Genomic DNA, 22,583 nt, shown 5'->3' with positions numbered 1-22,583 from the left:
AGGCGCCCGGGCCCCTAACCGCGAACCCGGCCGTCAGCGGCGCGATGCGGTTGTCTCAGCCTTTCTGGCCCAGCTCCGTCAGCGGTTCGATGCAGCGCCCGGCGGCACAGGACATCCCGACCCGGTCAAGCGTCAGAAGCGCGCGGCGGAAGCCCGGCCCGCTCAGCACCACCTCGCCCGCGCCAAGCGCATCGGCATCGCGCAGCGCCTGCGCGGTCAGGCTTTGGGCGGTCTCGACCGCCGCCGGAAGCGCCGCCCCGCGGGCGATCCCCGCCAGTATCAGCGCGGCGAAGAGATCGCCGGTGCCGGGCAGCGCGATCGGCAGGTGCTCGGTCGGGTGGCGCCCGATGTCCCCGGCGCCCCCGGGGCCCAGGATGACGCTTTCGATATGGCCGGGCGGAGTGTCCTCGAGCGCGCAGCCGGTCGCGATCAGATGCGCGCCGGGGGCGATGCCAAGCTCTGTCCGCGCCGCCTCCAGATCGGCGATCCGCGCGATCCTGCGCCCGGTCAGCCAGCTCAGCTCGAACGGGTTCGGCGTGGCGATATCGGCCATCGGCAGCAGCCTCTCGCGCATCACGTCGGCAATCGTTTCGGGAACGTAGAGCCCGGGCCCGGCATCGCCCATCACCGGGTCGCAGAGATAGGTCAGCCTGGGGTTCCGCGCCTTGGCCTCGGCGACGAAATCGGCCACCATCAGCGCGACCTCCAGCGAACCGATATATCCGGTCAGAATATAGTCGGCCCGCTCCCGCAGGCTGCGCTCGCGCGCGCCCTGCAGCAGGTCGAAAAAGAACTCGGGCGGCAACGCGCGCCCGCGCAGGGTCGGGTAGTCGGGCGTGTTCGAAAACACCACTGTCGGGATTGCCGCCACCTCGAGCCCGGCCGCCTGCATCGGGAAGAGCGCGGCCGAATTGCCGACATGGCCGAACACCACCTGGCTCTGGATCGCGATCACGAAGGGGGGGCGGGTCATGCCTGGCCCTCCAGCCGCGCGCGCTGGTCCTCGACCCGGCCGCTCGCCAGCCGCCGCTCTGCCATCCGCCGCCAGCTCTCGGCCAGAACCTCGAGCGCGGCGATGCCCTCGAGCTCGTGCCGGTTCAGTCGCTCGACATGCAGCGCCCGCCAGAGCCGGTTCAGCGTCCAGTCGGGCGCGACCCGGTCGATCAGCTTCAGCCGGTCTCCGGTTGCGACGATGCCCGGTTCGAGCACGCGGTAATACCAGCCGGTGCGCCCGGTCTGCTGCACCCGCCGCGCCATGTCGGGCAGGCCGAAGCGATGGTTGAGCTTCCAGCAGGGCTGGCGCCCCTGCGACACCTGCAAAAGCGCCGTGCCCAGCCGGAAGATGTCGCCGACGGCAACCTCGGCCTCGGACGGTCCGCCAACCGAGATATTCTCGCCGAATGCGCCCGGCGCCGACAGCGCGGGCAGATCGCCCAGTGCGGCGCGCCAGCGGATGTAATGCCCGGCGGGATAGTGATGCACCGCCTTCTCGACGCCGCCATGCACCCGGCGGTCGGCCTGGGCGTCGCCCTCGAGCCCCTCGGGGCCAAGCGCAAGCGGGCGCTCGACCGGCGTCTTGGCGATGGCGCTCGGGCGCCCGCTGCCGGGAAGGGGGGCGATGGCACCGGTCAGCAGGGTGACGCCGGCAGTGTGGATCTCTGTCATCGAAGCCTCTTGCATTTGGCGCCGATCTTGCAAAAATCCGGCTGGTAAAAAAGATCCAGTTCGGAAAATTCAGATAGGCCGGTTCGCGATGCTGCGTGCTCCTCTGGCGCTAGATATAAACAGCGCCGATGGCGGACCGCTGTTTCTTGCGATCGCCGAGGCGATCACCCGCGACATCACCCGGGGGCGGCTCAGGCCCGGGGCGCGGCTTCCGGGGACGCGGGCGCTGGCGCGCGAGCTGGGAGTGCATCGCAACACCGTCGATGCGGCCTATCAGGAGCTGCGCATGCAGGGCTGGCTTCAGGCCGCGCCCGCGCGCGGGACCTTCGTGGCCGAGGACCTGCCGCAGGTGATGACTGCGCCGTCTGCCGCGCCGGTGGTGGCCGAGGCGGAGGCGCCCCGTCCGGTGCTGGCCTTTTCGGATGGCGCGCCCGATCCGGCTCTGGTGCCCGACAAGGCGCTGGGGCGCGCCTTCCGGCGGGCCTTGCTGGCGCCGGGCTTTCGCAGCGGGGCCGATGATGGCGATGCCCGCGGCACGCGGGCCCTGCGCGAGGCGCTTGCGGAATATCTCGCCTCGGGCCGGGGGGTGGTGGCGGATCCGGGGCGGCTCCTGATCGCACGGGGCAGCCAGATGGCGCTTTATCTCGCGGCCCGTGCCGCGCTGGCGCCCGGCGCGGCGGTCGCGGTCGAGGAACCGGGCTATCCGCTGGCCTGGGCGGCGTTCCGTGCGGCGGGGGCCGAGGTGCGCGGTGTGCCGGTCGATGGCGGCGGCCTGAGGATCGACGCGCTCGAGGCGGCGCTGGACGCCGATCCGCGCATCCGGGCGGTCTATGTGACGCCGCATCACCAGTATCCGACCACGGTGACGATGGGGGCCGCGCGGCGTCTGCAGCTTCTGGATCTGGCGCAGCGCCGCGGCCTCGTCCTGATCGAGGACGATTACGACCATGATTACCGCTTCGAGGGCCGTCCGGTGCTGCCGCTTGCCGCGCGTGCGCCGGAGGATCTGCCGCTGATCTATGTCGGCTCGCTGTCGAAGCTGCTCTCGCCCGGTATCCGGCTGGGCTATGCGCTGGCGCCCGAGCCGCTGCTGTCGCGGATGGCCGAGACGCGGGCGGCCATCGACCGCCAGGGCGATACGCCGCTCGAGGCGGCCCTGGCCGAGATGATCCGCGATGGCGAACTGGGCCGCCATGCCCGCAAGGCGCGCCGGATCTACCGCGCCCGCCGCGACCTGCTGGCCGGGGCGCTGTCCGGACAGCTGGGCGATCGGGTGAGGTTCGATCTTCCGGCCGGTGGGCTGGCGCTGTGGGTGCGTTCGGCGCAGGGCGAGGCCGGGTCCTGGGCGATGCGGGCGCGGCAGGCGGGGCTTGCGCTGTTGCCCGGCGACCGTTTCATGCTGGGGGCTCCGGCGCCGCAGGCCTTCCGGCTGGGCTATGCCGCGCTTGACGCGGCGCAGATCGTCCGGGCGGTCGGGATCCTGGCCCAAAGCTGCCCGCGGGGATGAAGGCCAGGCGGCCCCGTCGCCCGCGCCGCGGCGCCCTCGGGGCGCGCGTATCAATGGCGAGGCTGTCCGGGGCTTCCACGGGCGCCTTTGTCCAGGCGCGGGTATTGTCCCCTGAGCGGAAGGGGCAGTGCCGCAGCCGCCATGTGTTGCTCTGTCTGCTTCCGCCACTGCCCCCGGCGCGCCCGCCCGCACCGGCCCGATCCCGGGGTGTATCATGGGGAGCGCTTTTGTCCTTCCTCCGCAGTCCACTCGTCGCGTGACGGCGACCGCGGGCGAAGACACGGGCACGGGGGAGGGCGCCCTTGCCGGTTTCGGTCCTCAGCGTATCCGACACTCCCGTCGCGACCCCGGCCGCGAGGGGTTTTGCCGGTCTGGACCGGAAGCGGCAGCGATATTGCGGGCCATCGCGGCCCTGCGTATCCGGGTTCGGGCCCGACTGTGGCCTGTCCTTCTTCCTGGCCCCTGCAGACCGGTGATGCCGGCCGGAGCTCGGGAATGTGACGAAACCGGCTGAGGGGCGGCCCGGGGCGTGTGCCAGTCGGGCGGGAGCGTCGGGACGTGCGGCGGGTCCGGCTCTGCGGTCTCGGAAGGGGGGCGTACCGCCGTGCCGCCCCTCAGGCGGTTTCGTCACGCAGGCAGGCCAAGGCGAAGTCGGCTTCGCTTCGGGCCAGGACCCAGCCATCGCAGAGGACCGTGTCTCCGGCCGCGAAATCCCTTTGCGCAGCGGTGGCGAGGGTGTCCGGGTCGGGGGCGGGGGGCTTGCCGCGGGCGACATAGCCCTGAAGCAACAGCGCCTTCGCGATCCGGCGCGGGCCGGTCAGGGCGGCGAGACGCGGGCGCCCGGTGCCGCAGGGTCTGGCCAGGCCGGCCAGGATCGTGCCCATGTAGCCCGCGGCGCCCAGCCCCAGCCCGCCCAGAATCAGATGACGGCGTTTCAATCGGCGGGTCACAGCAGCCCCTCCCGTTCGGCCCGTGCCTTCAGGTGATCGGACAGCCGGAAGGCCATGGCGGTGATGGTCAGCGTCGGGTTCGGATAGCCGCCGGTCGGAAACAGCGCCGAGCCCGCGACATAGAGATTCTGCACGCTGTGCAGCCGCCCGTCGCCATCGGTGACGCCGCGGCGCGGGTCCTCGGCCATGCGCACCGTGCCCATGTGATGGCCGCCGCCGCCGACCCCGTCGAGAAAGACCTCGGGCTCGGGATCGATCTCGATCCGCATCCTGCCGAAGCCGGTCCGCCCGGCTTCTTCGGCGATGACCTGATGGGCGGCGAGGATGCAGTCATGGTCCTGACGGGTGATCTGCCAGTCGAGCTGGGCCTGCGGGCGCCCGTAGACATCCTTGTCGCTGCGCAGCGAGACCCGGCTGGCGGGGTTGGGCATCTGCTCGATATTGTTGAACAGCCCGTAGGTGTCGTGCCGGGCATTGCTGCCGCAGCGATAGGCTTGCGCGCTGCCGAACGGATCGCCCAGAAGCCCCGCGATGTCGACGGCGTCGATCCGGCCCCGGCGCAGCGCATTGAGATCGCGTACCCGGAGCGGCAGCGAATAGAACTCGCTCCGGAACTTGCCGATCCGCCTGGCCCGGACCGCCTCGGCGGTCAGCACCAGGTGACAGCGCACCGCGATCTCGCCATAGGGCACTTCCGACAGGTAGAGCGGCAGAACATCCGCCGGATCGCGGGGCAGGAGCAGCCCGCTCTTGAACATCAGATGTTCCTGGAAATAGCGGCCGACCAGATCGTTCTCGTTGCCAAGACCGGCCGGTCGCTGGCCATTCGCCACCAGCAGCATCCGCGGGATCTCGATGCCCCCCGCCGCCAGCACGAAATAGCGCGCGCGCAGCTCGAAGCGGTTCCCCGCCGGGCTGCGCACCACCACATGCGATACCGTCTCGCCACTGGCCTCGGCCAGCCGGATGTCGCAGACGTCGGCGTAAAGCACGACCCGGACATTCGGTGCCCGGTCGAGGCGCGGGCCGTATTCGTCGCCATAGAACACCCGGCGATAGCGCGAGAGCTGGCTTTTCAGCATCGGCCCGTCGAAGGGCATCAGCCGGGTGCCGAGCGCGCGCGCGACCGGGGCGGGATCGTACGCGTAATCGCCAAGCCCGAGAAAGTCATGCGCCTGCCGGTAATAGGGCGCGAGCGTATCCGCGCCGAACGGCCAGCCCGACATCGGGACCCAGTCCTTCGGCTCGAAATCGTCGGGCTCGAGCCGGACGCAATGCCCGCCCCAATGGTTGGTCGCGCCGCCGAAGAAGCGCAGCCGGTTCGCGGCCACGTCATAGGGCCGGCCGATATCGGGAATGATCGAGGCATCCTCGACGGCGGGGTCCATGTCCATGCCCCCGGCTTCGAGCAGGCAGATCCGCAGCCCGCTATCTGCGAGCGCCGAGGCCAGGGTGATGCCTGCGGCTCCGGCCCCGATGATGCAGATATCGGCCTCGAGACCGGGATCATCGGCAAAGCTGCGCGCGTCCGAGAAGCTGTCGAAAGCCATGGCTGCAACCCTCCTGAACGGATCGGCGGACCGTGGTTGCGGTCCGGGCGCGCGTCATCAATGAGTAGGGGCGGCCTCGGCAGCCTGTCAAGCATTCCGGGGGAGAGGGGCGATGGGCCCCCTGGCCCCGCTGCATGGCGCGCGGGTTCACGGCGCCGGAAAGCGGCGATGGGGCCGCGTCTGTTCCGGGGGGGGCACGGCCGCGCATCCTCCGCATCTCGCCCGGGCACTTGGTCGGGCACTCGGTGGGGGTCTCGCCAGGGATCACGCGCGCGCCGGGGCCTCTGCGCCCCGGCCGCAGGCCGGGCAGGACGCCTGGCGGCAGGATGTTGCCGAGCGCTGCCGTCCTGCAGGCTGAGGGAACGCCTTGGCTGGGGGTCATGCGCAAGGCCGGGCCGGGCAACAAGGTCGATGCGGCCCGCCCGGGGCTTGGCCCGACGCCCGCCATCGGTTTCGCTGTGCATCGCAGGCCGGATACGGCGGGAGGCTGACGGTGGGCCGTTGAAACTGGGCCGGTGGAAGAGCGCCGCTGAGAGTGTGGGGCAGTGGAGTGGCGATAGCGGGCCGGTGAAACGGGCGCTGCGACGACGAAATTCGCGGCCGGTCCGGCGCGCTCGGCAGTTGCGCGCTGGCGGGGGGATGCTAGACAGGTCGCAGGGAATGAGGGATGCCGCGCAGGGCCCCCGCGGGTGCAGCCCTCGCTTTCCGTAAATGTCAGCCAATGGCAAGGAAGCGTCATGGTTTCACGCGTCATACCGGTCGATCCGTTCGATCTCGTCATCTTCGGCGCGACCGGAGACCTGTCCACCGGCAAGATCCTGCCCGGGCTTTTCCGTCGCGATGCCGACGGGCAGATCCCCGAAGCCGCCCGCATCGTCGGGGCCGCGCGCAGCCCGATGGGAGACGAGGAATTCCGCACCCTGGTGCGTGCCGCAATTCATGCCGCCATTCCCGAGAAGAAGCGCGACTGCGAGGCGGTCGAACGCTTCCTGACGCGGCTCTCCTATGTGGCGGTCGATGCCACCGGCGAGGATGGCTGGCCCGAACTGGCCGCCAAGATGCGCCCCGAGGTGGTGCAGGCCTATTATTTCTCGGTCGGGCCGAGGCTGTTCGGCGCGCTGGCCGAGCGGCTCCATGCCCATGGCATGAATACCGAAAACTGCCGGATCGTGGTGGAAAAGCCCTTCGGCCACGATCTGGCTTCGGCGCAGGCGCTGAATGCCACGCTGGCCGAGCATTTCGACGAGCATCAGATCTACCGGATCGACCATTATCTGGGCAAGGAAACGGTCCAGAACCTGATGGCGGTGCGCTTTGCCAACATGCTCTTCGAGCCGCTCTGGAAGGCGCAATATGTCGATCATATCCAGATCACCGTGGCCGAGACCGTGGGCGTCGCGGGCCGGGGCGGCTATTACGACAAGTCGGGCGCGATGCGCGACATGGTGCAGAATCACATGATGCAGCTTCTGTGCCTGATCGCGATGGAGCCGCCCTACGCCTTCGAACCCGATGCCGTACGCGACGAGAAGCTGAAGGTGATCCGCGCGCTCGACCCGGTGCGCCCGGCCGATCTGGTGCGCGGCCAGTACCGCGCGGGCGGCGGCATGGGCAGCTATCACGACGATGTCGAGACCCCCGACAGCCGGACCGAAAGCTTCGTCGCGCTAAAGGCGCATGTGTCGAACTGGCGCTGGAAGGGCACGCCCTTCTATCTGCGCACCGGCAAGCGGCTGCGCGCGCGCACCTCGGAAATCGCCGTCACCTTCAAGGATCCGCCGCATTCGATCTTCGGCGATCAGGAGGGCCATCGCGCCAATCTTCTGGTGATCCGGCTGCAGCCCAATGAGGGCATCAAGCTCAAGGTCACCATCAAGGAGCCGGGGCCGGGCGGCATGCGGCTGATCGAGGTGCCGCTCGACATGTCCTTCGCCGAGGCGCTGGGCCCGGGCGCGCAGGAGATCCCCGACGCCTATGAACGGCTGATCATGGATGTGATCCGCGGCAACCAGACCCTGTTCATGCGCGGCGACGAGGTCGAGGCGGCCTGGGCCTGGACCGATCCGATCATCGCCGGCTGGGAGGCGCGCGGCGACCGGCCCCAGCCCTACGATCCGGGCGGGTCGGGGCCCGAGGATGCGCTGATGCTGCTGCATCGCGACGGCCGACGTTGGCGGGAGATACGGCCATGAAGCTGCAGACCTACCCCGATCTCGAGATGATGATGATCGCGCTGGCCAATGAGCTGGCCGGAGAGCTGAACAACGCGCTGTTCCACGAGGACCGCGTGACCATCGCACTGCCCGGCGGCACCACCCCGGGGCCGCTTTACGACGATCTTTGCGCCAGCAGCCTCGACTGGACGCGGGTGCGGGTGATGCCGACGGACGAACGTCTGGTGCCCCCCGATCATCCGCGTTCCAACGAGGGCATGATCCGGGCCCGTCTTCTGGCCGGCAAGGCGGCCGAGGCCCGCTTCATAGGCCTTCGGCCCGGTGCTGACGGCATGGAAGGGCTCACGACCCGGATACGCCGGGCGCTGCCGCTGAACGTGCTGGTGCTGGGGATGGGCGAGGACATGCATACCGCCTCGCTCTTTCCGGGCGCGCCCGAGCTCGAGGCAGCGCTCTCGTCCGAGGCGCCGCCGGTGATGCAGATCACCTCGCCGGGTCAGCCCGAGCCGCGCATCACCCTGACCGCGCCTGTCCTGCAGGGCGCGCTCAGCACCCATATCCTGATCACCGGCGCGGCCAAGCGGGCGGCGCTCGAACAGGCGGCCGAGCTGGCCGACCCGCATCTTGCGCCGGTCTGCACGGTGCTCAGGGACGCAACGGTCCATTGGACGGAGTAACGACGTGACGCTTTCGACGATCTGGGAACGGCTCGACGCCCGGGCGGGCCGGGTATCGGACCGCGCCTTCGCGACGCTCTTTCAGGACAGGAACCGTGCCGCGGCCTTCTCGGTCCGGTTCCCGGGGCAGTCTGCCGCCGCCGCCCATGGCGACGAGATGCTGTTCGATTTCTCGAAGACCAATATCGACGAGGACACGCTCGAACTGCTGATCGAACTGGCCATCGCGGCCGGTGTGCAGGCCCGGCGCGACGCGATGTTCGCGGGCCGCCGGATCAACGAGACCGAGGGCCGGGCGGTGCTGCATACAGCGCTTCGCAATCCCGAGGGCAAGGTCGAGCTGGACGGAACCGACGTGATGCCGGGCCTGCGCGAGACGCTTCTTCGGATGCGCAGCTTTGCGCGCGAGATCCGGGGCGGCGGCATTTGCGGGCAGGGCGGGCCGATCACCGATATCGTCAATATCGGCATCGGCGGCTCGGATCTCGGGCCCGCCATGGCCTGCCTGGCGCTGGCGCCCTATCATGACGGGCCGCGCTGCCATTTCATCTCGAATGTCGACGGCGCCCATGCCGCCGATACGCTGAGCGGGCTCGATCCCGAGACGACGCTGGTCATCGTCGCCTCGAAGACCTTCACCACCATCGAGACCATGACCAATGCCGAGACCGTGCGCGGCTGGATGGCGGCGCGGGTCTCTGATCCCGGGGCGCAATTCGCGGCGCTGTCCTCTGCGCTGGAGCAGACCGCCGATTTCGGCATCGCGCCCGAACGGGTCTTCGGCTTCGAGGACTGGGTCGGCGGGCGCTATTCGGTCTGGGGGCCGATCGGGCTGTCGCTGATTATCGCCATCGGTCCCGAGCGTTTCGACGAGTTCCTTGCGGGCGGCGCGGCGATGGACGCGCATTTCCGGACGGCGCCGCTGCGCGCGAACCTGCCGGTGCTGCTGGCGCTGGTGGGGATCTGGCATGCGCAGGTGCAGGGCCATGCGACGCGTGCGGTGCTGCCCTATGACCAGCGGCTGGCCCGGCTTCCGGCCTATCTTCAGCAGCTCGAGATGGAGAGCAACGGCAAGAGCGTGACCATGAGCGGCCAACAGGTCGCCCGGCCGACAGGTCCCGTGGTCTGGGGCGAGCCCGGCACCAATGGCCAGCACGCCTTCTACCAGCTGATCCATCAGGGCACCCAGGTCGTGCCCTGCGAGTTTCTGGTCGCGGCGCGGGGCCACGAGCCCGAGCTTGCCCATCACCACCGGCTGCTTCTGGCCAATGTGCTGGCACAGTCCAAGGCGCTGATGGAGGGGCGCGGGATCGAGGCCGCCCGCGCCATTGCCGAACAGGCCGGCTTTGTGGGCGACGAGCTGGAGCGGCAGGCCCGCCACCGGGTCTTTCCCGGCAACCGGCCCTCGACCACGCTGATCTATCCCCGGCTCACGCCGCGGATGCTGGGCCAGATCTTGGCGCTCTACGAGCATCGGGTCTTCACCGAAGGGGTGATCCTCGGCATCAACTCCTTCGATCAGTGGGGGGTCGAGCTCGGCAAGGAACTGGCGCGCTCGCTCGAGCCGTTGCTGGCCGGAGCCGACCGCCCGGAAACGCTGGACGGCTCGACCGCGCAACTGCTCGATTTCGTCGCTTCTGCGGGGTGAGCTTCTGACGTCGCGGCGCTGCGGCTTCGGCGGGCGGAAAGGATTCGTTCAGGTTTTCGGCCTAGCTTTGACCCGGGCTGTGAGCGGAGCGACCATGTCGACCTGTCGGGAATGCGGGAAAGTTCTGGGCGTGTTCGGATCGGAGGGTGACACGCTTTGCGAGCTTTGCGCCATGGTGCAGGACGCCGAGCTGCTGTTTCGCCAGATCCGCATGCTTGAGGATGAGGGCAGGACCCGCGCCGAGATCGCCGAAGCGGTCTGGGCCCGCTGGGCTGCCGAAGCGCGCGCCGCCGGGGCCGGCGAAGACGCTCCGGAGGCCCGCCTGGCCGAGCCCGATCCTGCCGATCCCCGCCCGCGCCGCTGGCCGCGCCTTTCGTTGCGCTAGGGCCGGTTTGCCGCCCAAGGTGGCTTCCGTCCCGTGCCTGGCTTCTTCGCGCGACGCCCTGAGGGGCTCCCCCCCTCGGGGCGCTCGCGCCTTCCGCGAGCCATTCGCTCCGGTCCCGCCGGGAACCTTTCTGATCGATATTGCCGCGAGCCTTTGGCCCGATATTGCCGCGAGCCTTTGGCCCGATCTTGCCACGAGCCTTCGGCTCGATCCTGCCGCGAACCTTTGGCTCGATGCAGCAAGCCTTAGGCTTGGGGTGCGGCGCCTCAACCCTGAATCGCGGGACGCCGACATGCCCGGGCTGTCTCCCGACGACGGGCTGGTGGCGCCATCGGAAGAATCGCGGGCGGTCCGGAGCTTGTCTCGGTCCGCGCTGTGAGGCCGGTTTGCCTTGTCATGCCCGGCACCGACCTTGCCGCTCTTCGCGGGCATCGGCAGGCATTTGATCAATGTGCCATGACCCGGTCGGCTTACTGGGGCCCGTTCGCAGCTTGCTGCCGAGGTTGAAGCGGGGCAAACGTCCCGGCGCGGCCTGTTCCGGCGCAAAAGAAAGCCGGTAAAGGACTTAGCCTGATGCGGGAGATCCGGCGCGATGCCGTTGGCATGGGGCCGGAGGTCGCAGCGGCGGGCGGCGGGCGGCAAATTCGCGGCCGGTATCGGCGCGGATCCTCTCGGGGCCGCCCTTCCCGCCGCAGAGCTTCGAGAGCATCTGCACAACCTCCTGGTCCTGATGCGCGAGGCGTGGATCGGTCGCCGGCAGGGCAGGGACTGGAAGCCCGGAGGCCGTAGTCGGATGCGGACCGCCTTGCCACCGCCTTGCCCCAGGGGGCCGGTGGACGCGGAGAAACTCCGCTGTCGTACGGGCGGACGGCTTTATCCTTCGGTTCTTCAAGCGGCCTTCTCTTCCCGCCGGGCGTCGGGGGGGTGATTGCCGCTAGGTCAACCCTGCGCGTTTCAGACCCTGCGAGCCTCTTCATGTCGGTCGTCCCTTCCTCACACCGCAACAGGACATCGACGCGCCGGGCGCTGTGAGGCCGGGTCTGGCCGATCTCCGGGTCGAGCGTCGGATCGGCCCGGGGCGTTCGGGGGAAAACGATGCGCCTGACGGCTTGCCGATCCCTCCCGCGCGTCAGCCAAGGCATCTCTTTCATCTGCCCGCGATGCGCATTGCGGCAATCGATGCCGGGCACTTTGCCGGTCGCCTGCCCGCGCCTGCTGTCGACCGGTTTTCAGGATGGCCCCCGGCCGCGGCGGAACCTTCGAACGGATCAGGCGGCCTTCTGATGGCGGATCGGGTCGGCCAGCAGGCGCAGCCCGTTCAGCACCACCAGTACGGTGCCACCCTCATGGCCCACCACCGCGACCGGCAGCGGCAGCTCGAACAGGATCCCGGCGGCGACCAGCGTCGCCATCGCGCCCATGGCGAAGATCAGGTTCTGGCGGATGATCCGGGCCGTGCGCCGCGACAGCGCATGCGCCGCCGCCAGACGGCTCAGATCCTCGGAGAGAAGGGCGACATCGGCGGCCTGCAACGCCACCTCGGAGCCGGCGGCGCCCATCGCGATGCCGACATCGGCGCGTGCCAGCGCCGCGGCGTCATTGACCCCGTCTCCGACGAAGGCGACCCGGCCCGATCCGCTCAGCCCGGCCACGATCCGCAGCTTGTCCTCTGGGCGCAGCTCGGCATGGATCTCGGCGGGCGCGATGCCCAGCCCGGTGCCGATCCGCTCGGCCACCGCGCGGCGGTCGCCGGTCAGCATCGCCACCCGTGCGATGCCCCCCGCGCGGAGCGCCGCGAGCCCGGGGCGGGCGGTCGGACGCGGCTGGTCCTCGACCGTGACCGCGCCCAGACAGCGCGCGCCGCGACCCAGCAGAACCAGGGTCTGCGCCCGCCGGTCGAGATCCCCGACCGGTGCAGGGCGTTCGCCCGGCGCGTCTTTCGCGCCCATCCGTGCCGCCAGCCGGGCATTGCCCGCCCAGAGCATGCCCTCGTCATCGATCCCGACCATGCCCTCGCCGGGCACCGCGCGGGCCTCGCGCACCGGGATCGGGGTCAGGCCCCGGGCGGCAGCGGCCCGCCGGATGGCATCGGCGATCGGGTGTTCGGACTGCGCCTCGAGCCCGGCGAGGCGGGCGAGAAAGACATCGGGATCGCCCGCGCAGGCCAGCTCGACCACCTCCTGCCGGCCGGTGGTCAGCGTGCCGGTCTTGTCGAAGGCGAAGGTATCGACCCGGGCCAGCGTCTCGAGCGCGGCGCCGCCCTTGAACAACACGCCTCCCCGGGCCGCGGCCGACAGCGCCGAGAGGATCGCGGCCGGAACCGAGATCACGATGGCGCAGGGGCTGGCCGCGACCAGCAGCGTCGCCGCCTTGTAAAGCGCCGCATGCCAGCCATGGCCGATCCAGAGGAAGGCCGCGAAGGCCAGCACCGCACCCGCGAGCACGGCGACGGTGTAGCGCTGGCCGAACCATTCAGAGAAGCGTTCGGAGGGCGCGCGGGCGGCCTGGGCCTCTGTCACCAATGCGATCATCCGGGCCACGGTGCTTTCGGCCAGCGGCCGGGCGACCTCGATTGCCAGCACGCCATGCAGGTTCACCGTCGCCTCGAAGACCTGGGCGCCGGGCTGCTTGTGGACGGGGACGGATTCGCCGGTGATGGTGGATTCGTCGATCTCGCCCTCGCCCTCGCGGATCGTGCCGTCGACCGGGACCCGCGCGCCTGGGCGCAGGATCACGATGTCGCCCGGCGCCAGGTCGGCCACCGCGACCTCTTCGGTGCCGCCCGAGGCCATGCGCCTGAGCGTGCGGTCGGGGCGCAGCTCCATCAGGGCCTCGATGGCGCGACGGGCGCGGCCCATGGCGCGCTGTTCGAGCGTGGTCGACAGGCTGAACAGCGTCAGCAGCACCGCGCCCTCGGCGGCCGCTCCGACCGCCGCGGCCGCTGCGGCCGCGATCACCATCAACAGGTCGATATCGAGCTCGCGCTCGGACCAGAGGGCGCGGAGCGCGCGGGCCGTGGCCGGGATCCCGCCCGCGATATAGACCAGTGCCAGCGCGGCCGTGGCGGCCATATGCGGCCAGCCGGTTCCAGGGAACGGCCCCCAATAAAGCGCCGCGGCGGTCAGCATCCCGGCCAGGGTCATCCCGGTCAGGATCAGGCGGCGGGCATCCTCGGAGCACATCGGCATCGCGGTCGTCTTTCGGTCTGGCTGCTGTCCGGCCGGAAAGGCGCTCGGTTCCGGACAGGGGCTGGCGGGGCTGCCTCTGCGGTATATCCGTTTGCGGGGCGCCGCGTCAGACAGCTTCAGCGGAACGCGATCATGCGCCTCTCCCCTTGCGCGGAGCAGGGGCGCAAAGACATGCGGCCGGTCCGGGAAGGACCGACCGCATGCCGGGGAGACGCCCCCGGGGACGCACGGAGCCCGGCGAGGGACTTTGCTTGGGACAGGATCGCCGGGTCCGTACCGGGCGCGTCAGCGGGTGAGATCGAAGGAGATGTCGGTCTCGCCCAGGGTCCCCGTCTCGGTGTCGAGCTTGTCGAAGATCGTGTCGAGGATCTTGACCAGCACGGTCAGCCCGCCCTGATAGCCGAAGGTCGGGAAGCGGTGATGGTGGTGCCGGTCGAAGATCGGGAAGGTCAGCCGGATCAGCGGGATGTTCAGGTCGCGCTCGATATACTTGCCGTAGCTGTTGCCGATCAGCAGATCGGTGGGCTCGGTGGCGAGGATCGAGCGCAGGTGCCAGAGATCCTTGCCGGCCCAGATCTGGCAGCCCTTGCCGAAGGGCGAGCTGTCCAGAAGCTCCTGCATCTTCCTCGCCCAGGCCTTGGAACCGTTGGTGGCCAGGCAATGGCTGGGCTCGCCGCCGGTTTCCATCACGAACCGGGCCATCGCATAGACGAAGTCGGGATCGCCGTAGATCGCGTAGGTCTTGCCGTGCAGATAGGACTGGCTGTCGGCCATGGCATCGACGAGGCGACCGCGTTCGAGCGTCAGGCTTTCGGGAACCTCCTTGCCGGTCAGCTCGGAGACCGTCATCAGGAACTCGTCGGTGCCGGCAACCCCCATCGGGTAGTGCAGCGCGGCGGTCTTCTGGCCGGTTTCCTCGCAGAATTCCAGCGTCCGCTTGGTGCAGTATTCCTGCAGCGACAGCGTGGCTTTGGCGTTGACCGCGGCCCTGACATCCTCGAGCTTCGTGCCGCCGGCATACATCTGGAAATTGCCGTCCGAGGGGGTGTCATAGACATCCGACACATCCGACAGGATGGTGTACTCGACGCCCATCTCGCCCAGCATCCGGTTCATCTCGCGGATATTGGCGACCGCGAAGCCGTCGAAGCCGGGGATGATGTTGATGCTGTCGGTCTCGGCCCGCTCGGCGCCCTTCCAGAAATGGGTCAGGATGCCCTTCTGCATGTTGTCATAGCCGTCCACGTGGCTGCCGACGAAAGCAGGCGTGTGGGCGAAGGGCACGTCGAAATCCTGGGGCACCGAGCCCTTTTCCTTCGACTGGATGATGAAGGAGTTGAGGTCGTCCCCGATCACCTCGGCCATGCAGGTGGTCGAGACCGCGATCATCTTCGGCTGATAAAGCGCGTAGGTGTTCGCAAGCCCGTCGACCATGTTCACCAGCCCGCCGAACACGGCCGCATCCTCGGTCATCGACGAGGAGACCGCCGAGGCCGGCTCCTTGAAATGGCGCGACAGGTGCGAGCGGTAATAGGCGACGCAGCCCTGCGAGCCGTGCACGAAGCTCATCGTGCCTTCATAGCCAGCGGCGGCGAAGACCGCGCCCAGCGGCTGGCAGGCCTTGGCGGGGTTGATGACCAGAGCCTCGCGGGCGAGGTTCTTCTCGCGGTAGTCCCAGGACTTGGTCCAGTCGAGGATCTCGGTCACCTGGGGCGCGGTCGGCGCATTCTCGAACGTCGCCCGCTTGTTCTTGAACATTTCCTTGTATTCGGGCTCGTGGAACAGCTTGTTGTGGTCGAGCACCTTGTCTGCCGATTGGGGCATGGCTTGGGATCCTTCTTCGGGCCGTCCGCATTCCGAGACGCGGCCGAAAGGGTTGAGGGAGCGGGCGGGAGGTCTCGGCCCCCCGCCGAAGGGCGTCAGGCCGATTTCTTCCAGGGCGCGTCGAACAGGCCCCAGACCGGATTGTTGATCGCGAGATCCATGTCGCGGGCGAAGATCGCGAAGCCGTCATAGCCGTGATAGGGGCCGGAATAGTCCCAGCTGTGCATCTGGCGGAACGGGATGCCCATCTTCTGGACCGGGTATTTCTCCTTGATGCCCGAGCCCACGAGGTCGGGGCGCATGCCCTCGATGAACTTCTCGAGCTCGTAGCCCGTCACGTCATCGTAGATCAGCGTGCCTTCCTTGATGTATTCGCCGGTCCGCTTGTAGTCGTCGCCATGGGCGAATTCGTAGCCGGTGCCGCAGATCTCCATGCCGAGATCATGATAGGCGTCGACCACGTGGCGCGGCCGCAGCCCGCCGACGTAGAGCATGACCTTCCTGCCTTCGAGGCGCGGCTTGTATTTCGCCAGCACCGCGTCGACCAGCGGCTGGTATTTGGCGATGACCTCCTCGGCCTTGTCCTGGATGGTCTTGTCGAACTTGGCGGCGATGGCGCGCAGCGAAGCGGCGATCTGGGAGGGGCCGAAGAAGTTGTATTCCATCCAGCCGACGCCGTAATTCTCTTCCATGTAACGGCAGATGTAGTTCATCGACCGGTAGCAGTGGATGAGGTTCAGCCTGGCTTTCGGCGCGTTCTCGATCTCGGCCAGCGTCGCGTCGCCCGACCAGGAGCCGACCACGTTCAGCCCGATCTCTTCGAGCAGCATCCGCGAGGCCCAGGCATCGCCGCCGATATTGTAATCGCCGATGATGTTGACGTCATAGGGGCCGGGCTCGTAGCTCGATTCCTCGCCGCCATTGAACACCCAGTCGCGGATCGCGTCATTGGCGATATGGTGGCCCAGCGATTGCGACACGCCGCGGAAGCCCTCGCAGCGGACCGGCACGATAGTCTTGCCGACATCCTTCTTCTTCTTCTTGGCCACGGCCTCGATATCGTCGCCTATCAGCCCGATCGGGCATTCCGACTGCACCGAGATGCCCTTGGCCAGCGGGAACAGCTCGTTGATCTCGTCGATCGTCTTCTCGAGCTTCTTGTCGCCGCCGAAGACGATGTCCTTTTCCTGGAAATCGGTCGTGAACTGGAAGGTCACGAAGCTGTCGATGCCGGTGGTGCCGGTGTAGTAGTTGCGCCGTTGCGACCAGGAATAATGGCCGCAGCCGACGGGGCCGTGGCTGATATGGACCATGTCCTTGACTGGCCCCCAGACCACGCCCTTGGAGCCTGCATAGGCACAGCCGCGGATGGTCATGACGCCGGGAACGGACTTGATGTTCGATTTGACCGTGTCGCATTTCGACACGATCTCGGTCTCGCCCTCGGGCGCGGGCGCCGCCACGTTCAGGTGCTTGGCGCGCTTCTTCTGGGCTTTGGCGGGGTAGGCCGAAAGGACCTCTTCGATCAGCTTCTCGGGCGCGATCGGATCGGGAATGTCTTTTGCCATCTGGCTGGCTCCTTGGGGCGGGGTGGGGGGGTCGACCTCGGCGCCGACCCCGCGATGCTCAGGCCTCGGCTTCGGCGATGGCGGCGAGCCGGTCTTCCTCGGACTGCATGATGCCGAAATCCATCAGCATCTCTTCCAGCTCTTCCATGGTGATCGGGGTGGGGATGACGCCCTGGCCCGAGTTGTTGTGGATCTTCTGGGCGAGCTGGCGGTACTCGTTCGCCTGGCTGCTGTCGGGGGCGTACTGGATGACGGTCTCGCGGCGGAGCTCGGCGTGCTGCACGATGTTGTTGCGCGGCACGAAATGGATCATCTTGCAGCCGAGCTTGCCGGCCAGCGCCTCGGCCAGTTCCAGTTCGCGGTCGGTCTGGCGTTCGTTGCAGATCAGCCCGCCCAGGCGCACGCCGCCGGAATTGGCGTATTTCAGGATGCCTTTCGAGATGTTGTTGGCGGCGTAAAGCGCCATCATCTCGCCCGACATGACGATGTAGATTTCCTGGGCCTTGTTCTCGCGGATCGGCATGGCGAAGCCGCCGCAGACCACGTCGCCGAGCACGTCATAGGAGACGTAGTCGACATCGTCATAGGCGCCGTTTTCCTCGAGGAAGTTGATCGCGGTGATGACGCCGCGCCCGGCACAGCCGACGCCCGGCTCGGGGCCGCCGGCCTCGGTGCATTTGATGCCCTTGTAGCCGATCTTCATCACGTCTTCGAGTTCGAGATCCTCGACCGAGCCCGCTTCGGCGGCGAGGTGCAGCACGGTGTCCTGCAGCTTGGTGTTGAGGATCAGACGGGTCGAGTCCGCCTTGGGGTCGCAGCCGACGATCAGGATCTTCTGACCCATCTCGACCAGGGCGGCCAGCGTGTTTTGCGAGGTGGTCGACTTGCCGATCCCACCCTTACCGTAGAAGGCGATCTGTCTCAGAGAGCCCATGGGGATATCCTTTGCAGCTAGGTTCGTTTCCGTGTCGTGTCGCGAGAAGGCATCGCGGCCGCTCTCGGAAGATAGAAAGCAGGAAGCGTGCCAAGCGGTCGGCGCATTCAGAATCAAATGAAAGCAATGGGATACGTGGAAGTCTTCGGCGCTTCGGGGATGTGTCGAACGCGACAAAGCCCCGACAATTCCGCCCCGCTTCGGACCGCGCGCCCGCTTCCGGCGTTCTGTCATGGGTATTTGGACCAAGAAGAAGCAGGGGACGGGGCCGGGGGGGGCGGGCGGACATGCCCGAAACGACAGCGGCCCCCGAAGGGGCCGCAGGTTGAAACTGCGCGCGGGGGCCGTCGTCAGGCGGTCGCGGCCAGTGCCTCGGCGACCCGGGCGAGCGGCAGGTCGAGCCGTTCGATGCCGAGCTCTTCGAGAAAGCGCGCCTCCATCCGGGTCAGCTTTCCGTCGATCACCGCGGCATGCCCGGAGCCCGAGCGTTTCGCGATCTGGCGGGCGAAGGTCCTGAGCATCTGGTCGTCGAAGCGACAGCCGAGAAACAGGAAGGGCCGGCCGGTGCGGCGGGCCCGGACCTCTGCGGGGATCGGCGACTGGATGTCGATCTCTGTCAGAACCTCGACATAGTCATTGTCCGACATCAGATAGGCATGGCCTTCGCGGATCAAGCCATGCGGCTTGTAGATCAGCATCTCCCAGGCAGGGTCGGGCTCTTCGCCGACGAGGCTGCCCGCGGCGTCATAGGCGCGGGTCCAGATCTCGCTCCATTCGCCGTGGCGGCTGACGCCCTGAACGAGGCCCCAGCTGCCTTTGCCAGCCGCGCCCGCGGCCTCGATAAGCGCGCCGTCATACCAGGCATCGACCACCAGCGGCGGACGGACCTGCGCGATCCAGCGATGCAGCGGCCCGGGCTCGGGCCGTGCCGCGAAGGCCACCTGGACGATGGCGTCGAGGGTGCGGCGAAACCGGCGACCCTCGACATATTGCGCCACCGCCCAGAGATTGCCCGCGGCGCGTTTCGGGGCCCGCACCCTGGCCTCGATCGCGGCGCAGAGCGCCTCGGGCGAGGCGGGCTGCCCGCCGCCTGCGGTGGCGGCGACGCCCGCGCCCAGATAGGGGACGCGGCGCCCGGCCGCGACCTCGTCGAGCAGATCCGATAGTCGGTCTGGGGCCGCCATCCTCTCTACTCCGTCGACAGGCGCCGGGCGTCGATCGTCACCGGCAGCGCAGGAGGTGTGTCATAGGCGGGCATCTCGAACACCCAGCCATTGGTCAGCTTCGCCCAGCCGCCCCAGATGCCGGGATGTTCGGCTTCGACGATGAGTTCCTCGAGGTCCTTCTTGGCGACATAGACTTCCATGCCCTTGGCGGTGTCGCGAACGGTGATCTTCATGCGGTCTTCTCCTTGGCGGGGGTGTCGAGGCTGTCGAGTTCGTCGCGGCGCATGCCGACGATGGCGCGGCTGTCGATGAATTCGACCGCGTAGACGTAGAACTGCTGCAGGAAGGTGCCGATGTCGCGGACATAGCCGACCTCGCCCTTGCGCACGACGAATTCGCCGATCTCGCGGCCGGGCACGGTGCCGTCATTGCGGATATGCTTGCGCGCGCGGACCTTTTCTCCGGGCCGGTAGGCGGGCGGGCCATAGATCTCGATTTCCCTGTCATCGGTCGACATCGCTGTTCCTTTCGGCGGGGCGTGGGGTCGTCATTGCGGCCAACTCGGCCAGCCGGTCGGCTGCGGCCTGGCGCACCGGCTCTTCGGGATCGTCCAGAAGCGCGCGCAGAAGATCGGCTCCGGCACGTTCGGCCGCGGCATGGCGGACGCGCAGGTCGCTGTCGCAAGCCAGCGGTGCCAGTCTCTCGGGGGCGATCCGCCGGGCCACGGCGCGGCGCACCTCGGGATCGGGATCGGCGATCAGCGGGTCCAACCAGCGCGGCGCCACCCGTTCGGCGACCAGCTTGCGGATCTCGGGGGCGGGGTCATGGGTGAGGATCGGCAGCACGCCGGGATCGGCGCGGCGCGCAGCGACCTGGCGCACGAACGGATCGGGGTCGCGCAGAAGCGGCACCAGATCGGCAAAGGGCATCCGCCAGGCCAGCGCGATCCGCACCTCGCGGTCGGGATCGTCCAGCGCGGCTTTCGACTGCGCCGCGGGCAGGCGGATCGCCGCGACCGCGCGCACGCCCGGGTCGGGATCGTTCAGCAGCGGGCGCAGACGGAAGATGCTGGCGACCCGCGCGGCATGGGCGCGGGTCTCGGCATAGGGATCCCCGAGGCAGCTTTCGGCGGCCCCGGGGTTCATCATGAAGAAGCGCGCGATCCTCGGCGCGTAGCGGTCGAAGGCGCAGGACCAGCCGAAGCCGCATCGCCGACGGGCCAACAACCCGGCAAACCGGCAGGCGGCGCAGTCGAGCGCCTCTCCCTGCCAGTCGACCGGGTCGGGACCGCCGGTCATGGAGGGGCTCAGGCCGGCACGCAGGTGCCGGGCACCGGGCAGACCGCGGCGCATTGCGGCGTGTCGAACTGGCCCTCGCATTCGGTGCATTTCTCGGCGTCGATGATATAGGCCTCGCCCTTGAACTTGATGGCGGCGTTCGGGCATTCGAATTCGCAGGCGCCGCAGACGGTGCATTGCGATTTGACGATCTTCAGGGCCATGGGCTGTCTCCTTCGGTTGGGTCTTGGCCGGATTCAGGCGCGTTCGGCGGACAGGCCGGCGCGCGCGGTTTTCGAGTGCAGGACAGCGGCGATGGCTGTCTCGATATAGTCCTGGGCGAGGCCGTCGATCGCCTCGATGCCCGCCCCTGCCAGGCGTTTCCTGGGGCCGTCTCCGATCTTCGAGCAGAGCAGGAAGGGCACATCCCCGAGCACCCGCAGGATCTCGTCCATGCGGGCCGCGTCGCCATGCCCGCCGAGGCAGTAATTATCGGCGCGGCGGTGGCCGACGAAGCGGATGCCCCGGGCATCGGCCTCGTAGATCTGGAACTCGGTCGCCTTGCCGAAATGCAGGTTGATCCGGCCCGAGCCGCGGGTGCAGACAGCAAAGAGCGCGGGCTTTTCGGCCCCGGCGATGGCGGCCTCGGCATCGGCCGCAGCCGAGGCGCGGTCGCGGCGTTCCTCGGCGACCCAGTCGCGATAGGCGGTGCGGGCTTCGGTTGCGTCCGCGATCTCTTCGGGCAGCTTGTCCAGCGTGAAGTCCTGGCCCCGGTCCTCGCCCAGAAGCCCGACCGCATCGGCACGGCACTGGCGACAATGGCGCATCAGGTTGGCGCCGCCCGCGCAGGCATCCTGCACCTTCTTCAACTCGGCGCCGGTCGGTCCACGCTGCCCGCTCAGCCCGAAATGGGTGCCATGCGCCGGGTCCGAGATCAGCGGCATGATGTTGTGCAGGAAGGCGCCGCGCGCCTTGACGGCCTTGTTCACCTCGATCAGGTGCGCGTCGTTGAGGCCGGGGATCAGGACCGAATTGACCTTCACCAGCACCCCGCGCGCCGTGAGCATCTCGAGGCTTTGCAGCTGGCGGTCGCGCAGGATGGTGGCGGCCTCGATCCCGGTGCGGCGCTTGCCGTCGTGGAAGATCCAGGGGTAGATATGCTGCCCGATTTCGGGGTCGATGGCGTTGATGGTGATGGTGACATGGTCGATGTTCATCGCCACGATCTCGTCGACGTGATCGGGCAGGGCGAGCCCGTTCGAGCTGAGGCAGAGCTTGATGTCGGGCAGCTGCTTCGCGACCAGCGCGAAGGTGGCCTGCGTACGGCGCCAGTCATAGGCCGCATCGCCGGGGCCCGCGATCCCCAGCACCGAGAGCTGGGGTACCGAGGCGGCGACGGCCAGCACCTTGCGCGCCGCCTGTTCCGGCGTCAGCCGTTCCGAGACCACGCCCGGGCGGCTTTCATTGGCGCAGTCGTATTTGCGGTTGCAGTAGTTGCACTGGATGTTGCAGGCGGGCGCGACCGCGACATGCATCCGCGCGAAGTAATGATGTGCCTCTTCCGAATAGCAGGGATGGTCCTTGACCCTGGCCCAGGTCTCGGGGTCCATGTCGGCCGGCCCCTGCGACGAGCCGCAGGCGCCCGAGCTGCAGCCGCCGCCCCCGGTCATCGCCGCCCCCATCTCCTTGCGGGAGGACACCTGCAGGCCGGAAATCGGGATCGGGGTGACGGACATGGGCGGGTCTCCTCGCAGAAATCGGGTTCCGAGAGGAAAGAAGCACAAAGCGTGCCATGATCTGGCAGGGCGGCAAATCCCGGTTTTGCGGGCAGAGCGGCGGCATGGCAGGCAGGTGCAAGGGACACGGGGGGCGACAAACGTATGAAACCCGACATTCGGTGTCGGGGAGGGCGGGCGCCCTTTGCCGGATGGGGCGCGGGTCAGGGCGCGCCGACACCATGACGGATCCGGACCGTCGACCGGGCAGAATGGCTTTCCGCGGCAGGCGCGTGCAGCAATGCGACATGATCCGTCAGCGTCCGCATATCGGCGCCTTCGTTCTTCGCACTTT

Annotated in this window: 19 protein-coding genes; 5 read left to right on the top strand and 14 right to left on the bottom strand. The window is 68.5% G+C overall.

Annotation, left to right across the window (positions count from 1 at the left end):
- Positions 1-55: 55 nt before the first annotated feature.
- Positions 56-973: a pyridoxal kinase gene (pdxY, locus tag ACK8CO_RS02895; RefSeq protein WP_414898106.1), complete on the bottom strand. Its 918-nt coding sequence runs from the start codon at positions 971-973 to the stop codon at positions 56-58.
- Entirely contained in the window at positions 970-1,665 is a 696-nt protein-coding gene (locus ACK8CO_RS02890) for an MOSC domain-containing protein (RefSeq protein ID WP_414898105.1), read from the bottom strand. Before ACK8CO_RS02890 ends, pdxY begins: the two co-directional genes overlap by 4 nt.
- Positions 1,666-1,753: 88 nt before the next feature.
- Between ACK8CO_RS02890 and ACK8CO_RS02885 the strand changes: the two genes are divergently transcribed.
- Positions 1,754-3,172: a PLP-dependent aminotransferase family protein gene (locus tag ACK8CO_RS02885; protein ID WP_414898104.1), complete on the top strand. Its 1,419-nt coding sequence runs from the start codon at positions 1,754-1,756 to the stop codon at positions 3,170-3,172.
- Between the two features lie 614 nt (positions 3,173-3,786).
- On the opposite strand, the gene ACK8CO_RS02880 is transcribed toward ACK8CO_RS02885, so the two are convergent.
- Positions 3,787-4,122 carry a hypothetical protein gene (locus tag ACK8CO_RS02880; protein ID WP_414898103.1) on the bottom strand — a complete coding sequence of 112 codons (336 nt, stop codon included), beginning with the start codon at positions 4,120-4,122 and terminating at the stop codon, positions 3,787-3,789.
- A complete protein-coding gene (locus tag ACK8CO_RS02875) occupies positions 4,119-5,672 on the bottom strand; it encodes a GMC oxidoreductase (RefSeq protein ID WP_414898102.1) in 1,554 nt (517 codons plus the stop codon). The genes ACK8CO_RS02880 and ACK8CO_RS02875 overlap by 4 nt, the downstream gene beginning before the upstream one ends.
- Before the next feature lie 737 nt (positions 5,673-6,409).
- Here ACK8CO_RS02875 and zwf point away from each other — a divergent pair.
- The 4 genes from zwf (at position 6,410) to ACK8CO_RS02855 (ending at position 10,556) form a co-directional block, all read left to right on the top strand.
- Positions 6,410-7,864, top strand: coding sequence for a glucose-6-phosphate dehydrogenase (zwf, locus tag ACK8CO_RS02870; RefSeq protein ID WP_080615883.1), 1,455 nt, complete (start codon positions 6,410-6,412; stop codon positions 7,862-7,864).
- Positions 7,861-8,523 (top strand): 6-phosphogluconolactonase, encoded by a 663-nt coding sequence (gene pgl, locus ACK8CO_RS02865; RefSeq protein ID WP_414898101.1) that lies wholly within the window; start codon positions 7,861-7,863, stop codon positions 8,521-8,523. The genes zwf and pgl overlap by 4 nt, the downstream gene beginning before the upstream one ends.
- Positions 8,524-8,527: 4 nt before the next feature.
- Positions 8,528-10,171, top strand: coding sequence for a glucose-6-phosphate isomerase (gene pgi / locus ACK8CO_RS02860; RefSeq protein WP_414898100.1), 1,644 nt, complete (start codon positions 8,528-8,530; stop codon positions 10,169-10,171).
- A 94-nt stretch (positions 10,172-10,265) separates the two neighbouring features.
- A complete protein-coding gene (locus ACK8CO_RS02855) occupies positions 10,266-10,556 on the top strand; it encodes a hypothetical protein (RefSeq protein ID WP_414898099.1) in 291 nt (96 codons plus the stop codon).
- Between the two features lie 1,268 nt (positions 10,557-11,824).
- Here the strand turns inward: ACK8CO_RS02855 and ACK8CO_RS02850 are convergent.
- The 10 genes from ACK8CO_RS02850 to nifB all read right to left on the bottom strand — a co-directional run bounded on the left by ACK8CO_RS02850 (position 11,825) and on the right by nifB (position 22,249).
- Entirely contained in the window at positions 11,825-13,744 is a 1,920-nt protein-coding gene (locus tag ACK8CO_RS02850) for a heavy metal translocating P-type ATPase (RefSeq protein ID WP_414898098.1), read from the bottom strand.
- 285 nt (positions 13,745-14,029) lie between these two features.
- The gene (gene nifK / locus ACK8CO_RS02845) at positions 14,030-15,568 is read right to left on the bottom strand and encodes a nitrogenase molybdenum-iron protein subunit beta (protein ID WP_414898097.1); all 1,539 of its coding nucleotides are present in this window, start codon (positions 15,566-15,568) and stop codon (positions 14,030-14,032) included.
- Between the two features lie 95 nt (positions 15,569-15,663).
- A complete protein-coding gene (gene nifD, locus ACK8CO_RS02840) occupies positions 15,664-17,136 on the bottom strand; it encodes a nitrogenase molybdenum-iron protein alpha chain (protein WP_080615890.1) in 1,473 nt (490 codons plus the stop codon).
- A gap of 58 nt (positions 17,137-17,194) precedes the next feature.
- Positions 17,195-18,070, bottom strand: a complete 876-nt coding sequence (gene nifH, locus ACK8CO_RS02835) for a nitrogenase iron protein (protein WP_080615891.1) — start codon at positions 18,068-18,070, stop codon at positions 17,195-17,197.
- 350 nt (positions 18,071-18,420) lie between these two features.
- Positions 18,421-19,254, bottom strand: a complete 834-nt coding sequence (locus ACK8CO_RS02830; RefSeq protein ID WP_414898096.1) for an SIR2 family NAD-dependent protein deacylase — start codon at positions 19,252-19,254, stop codon at positions 18,421-18,423.
- 5 nt (positions 19,255-19,259) lie between these two features.
- Positions 19,260-19,469, bottom strand: a complete 210-nt coding sequence (gene nifT / locus ACK8CO_RS02825) for a putative nitrogen fixation protein NifT (protein WP_080615893.1) — start codon at positions 19,467-19,469, stop codon at positions 19,260-19,262.
- Positions 19,466-19,753 carry a nitrogen fixation protein NifZ gene (locus tag ACK8CO_RS02820; RefSeq protein WP_080615894.1) on the bottom strand — a complete coding sequence of 96 codons (288 nt, stop codon included), beginning with the start codon at positions 19,751-19,753 and terminating at the stop codon, positions 19,466-19,468. Before ACK8CO_RS02820 ends, nifT begins: the two co-directional genes overlap by 4 nt.
- On the bottom strand, positions 19,740-20,534 hold the full coding sequence (locus ACK8CO_RS02815) for a 4Fe4S-binding leucine-rich repeat protein (protein WP_414898095.1): 795 nt from the start codon (positions 20,532-20,534) through the stop codon (positions 19,740-19,742). The genes ACK8CO_RS02820 and ACK8CO_RS02815 overlap by 14 nt, the downstream gene beginning before the upstream one ends.
- An 8-nt stretch (positions 20,535-20,542) precedes the next feature.
- A complete protein-coding gene (locus ACK8CO_RS02810; protein WP_080615896.1) occupies positions 20,543-20,737 on the bottom strand; it encodes a 4Fe-4S dicluster domain-containing protein in 195 nt (64 codons plus the stop codon).
- 33 nt (positions 20,738-20,770) lie between these two features.
- Positions 20,771-22,249 carry a nitrogenase cofactor biosynthesis protein NifB gene (gene nifB, locus ACK8CO_RS02805; RefSeq protein WP_414898094.1) on the bottom strand — a complete coding sequence of 493 codons (1,479 nt, stop codon included), beginning with the start codon at positions 22,247-22,249 and terminating at the stop codon, positions 20,771-20,773.
- Between the last annotated feature and the right edge of the window lie 334 nt (positions 22,250-22,583).

It is taken from the genome of Rhodovulum sp. HP10 (assembly GCF_047553435.1).
Lineage (GTDB): Bacteria > Pseudomonadota > Alphaproteobacteria > Rhodobacterales > Rhodobacteraceae > Rhodovulum.
Note: the sequence above shows the minus strand (reverse complement) of the source record. Positions and strands in the feature narration are given on the sequence as shown.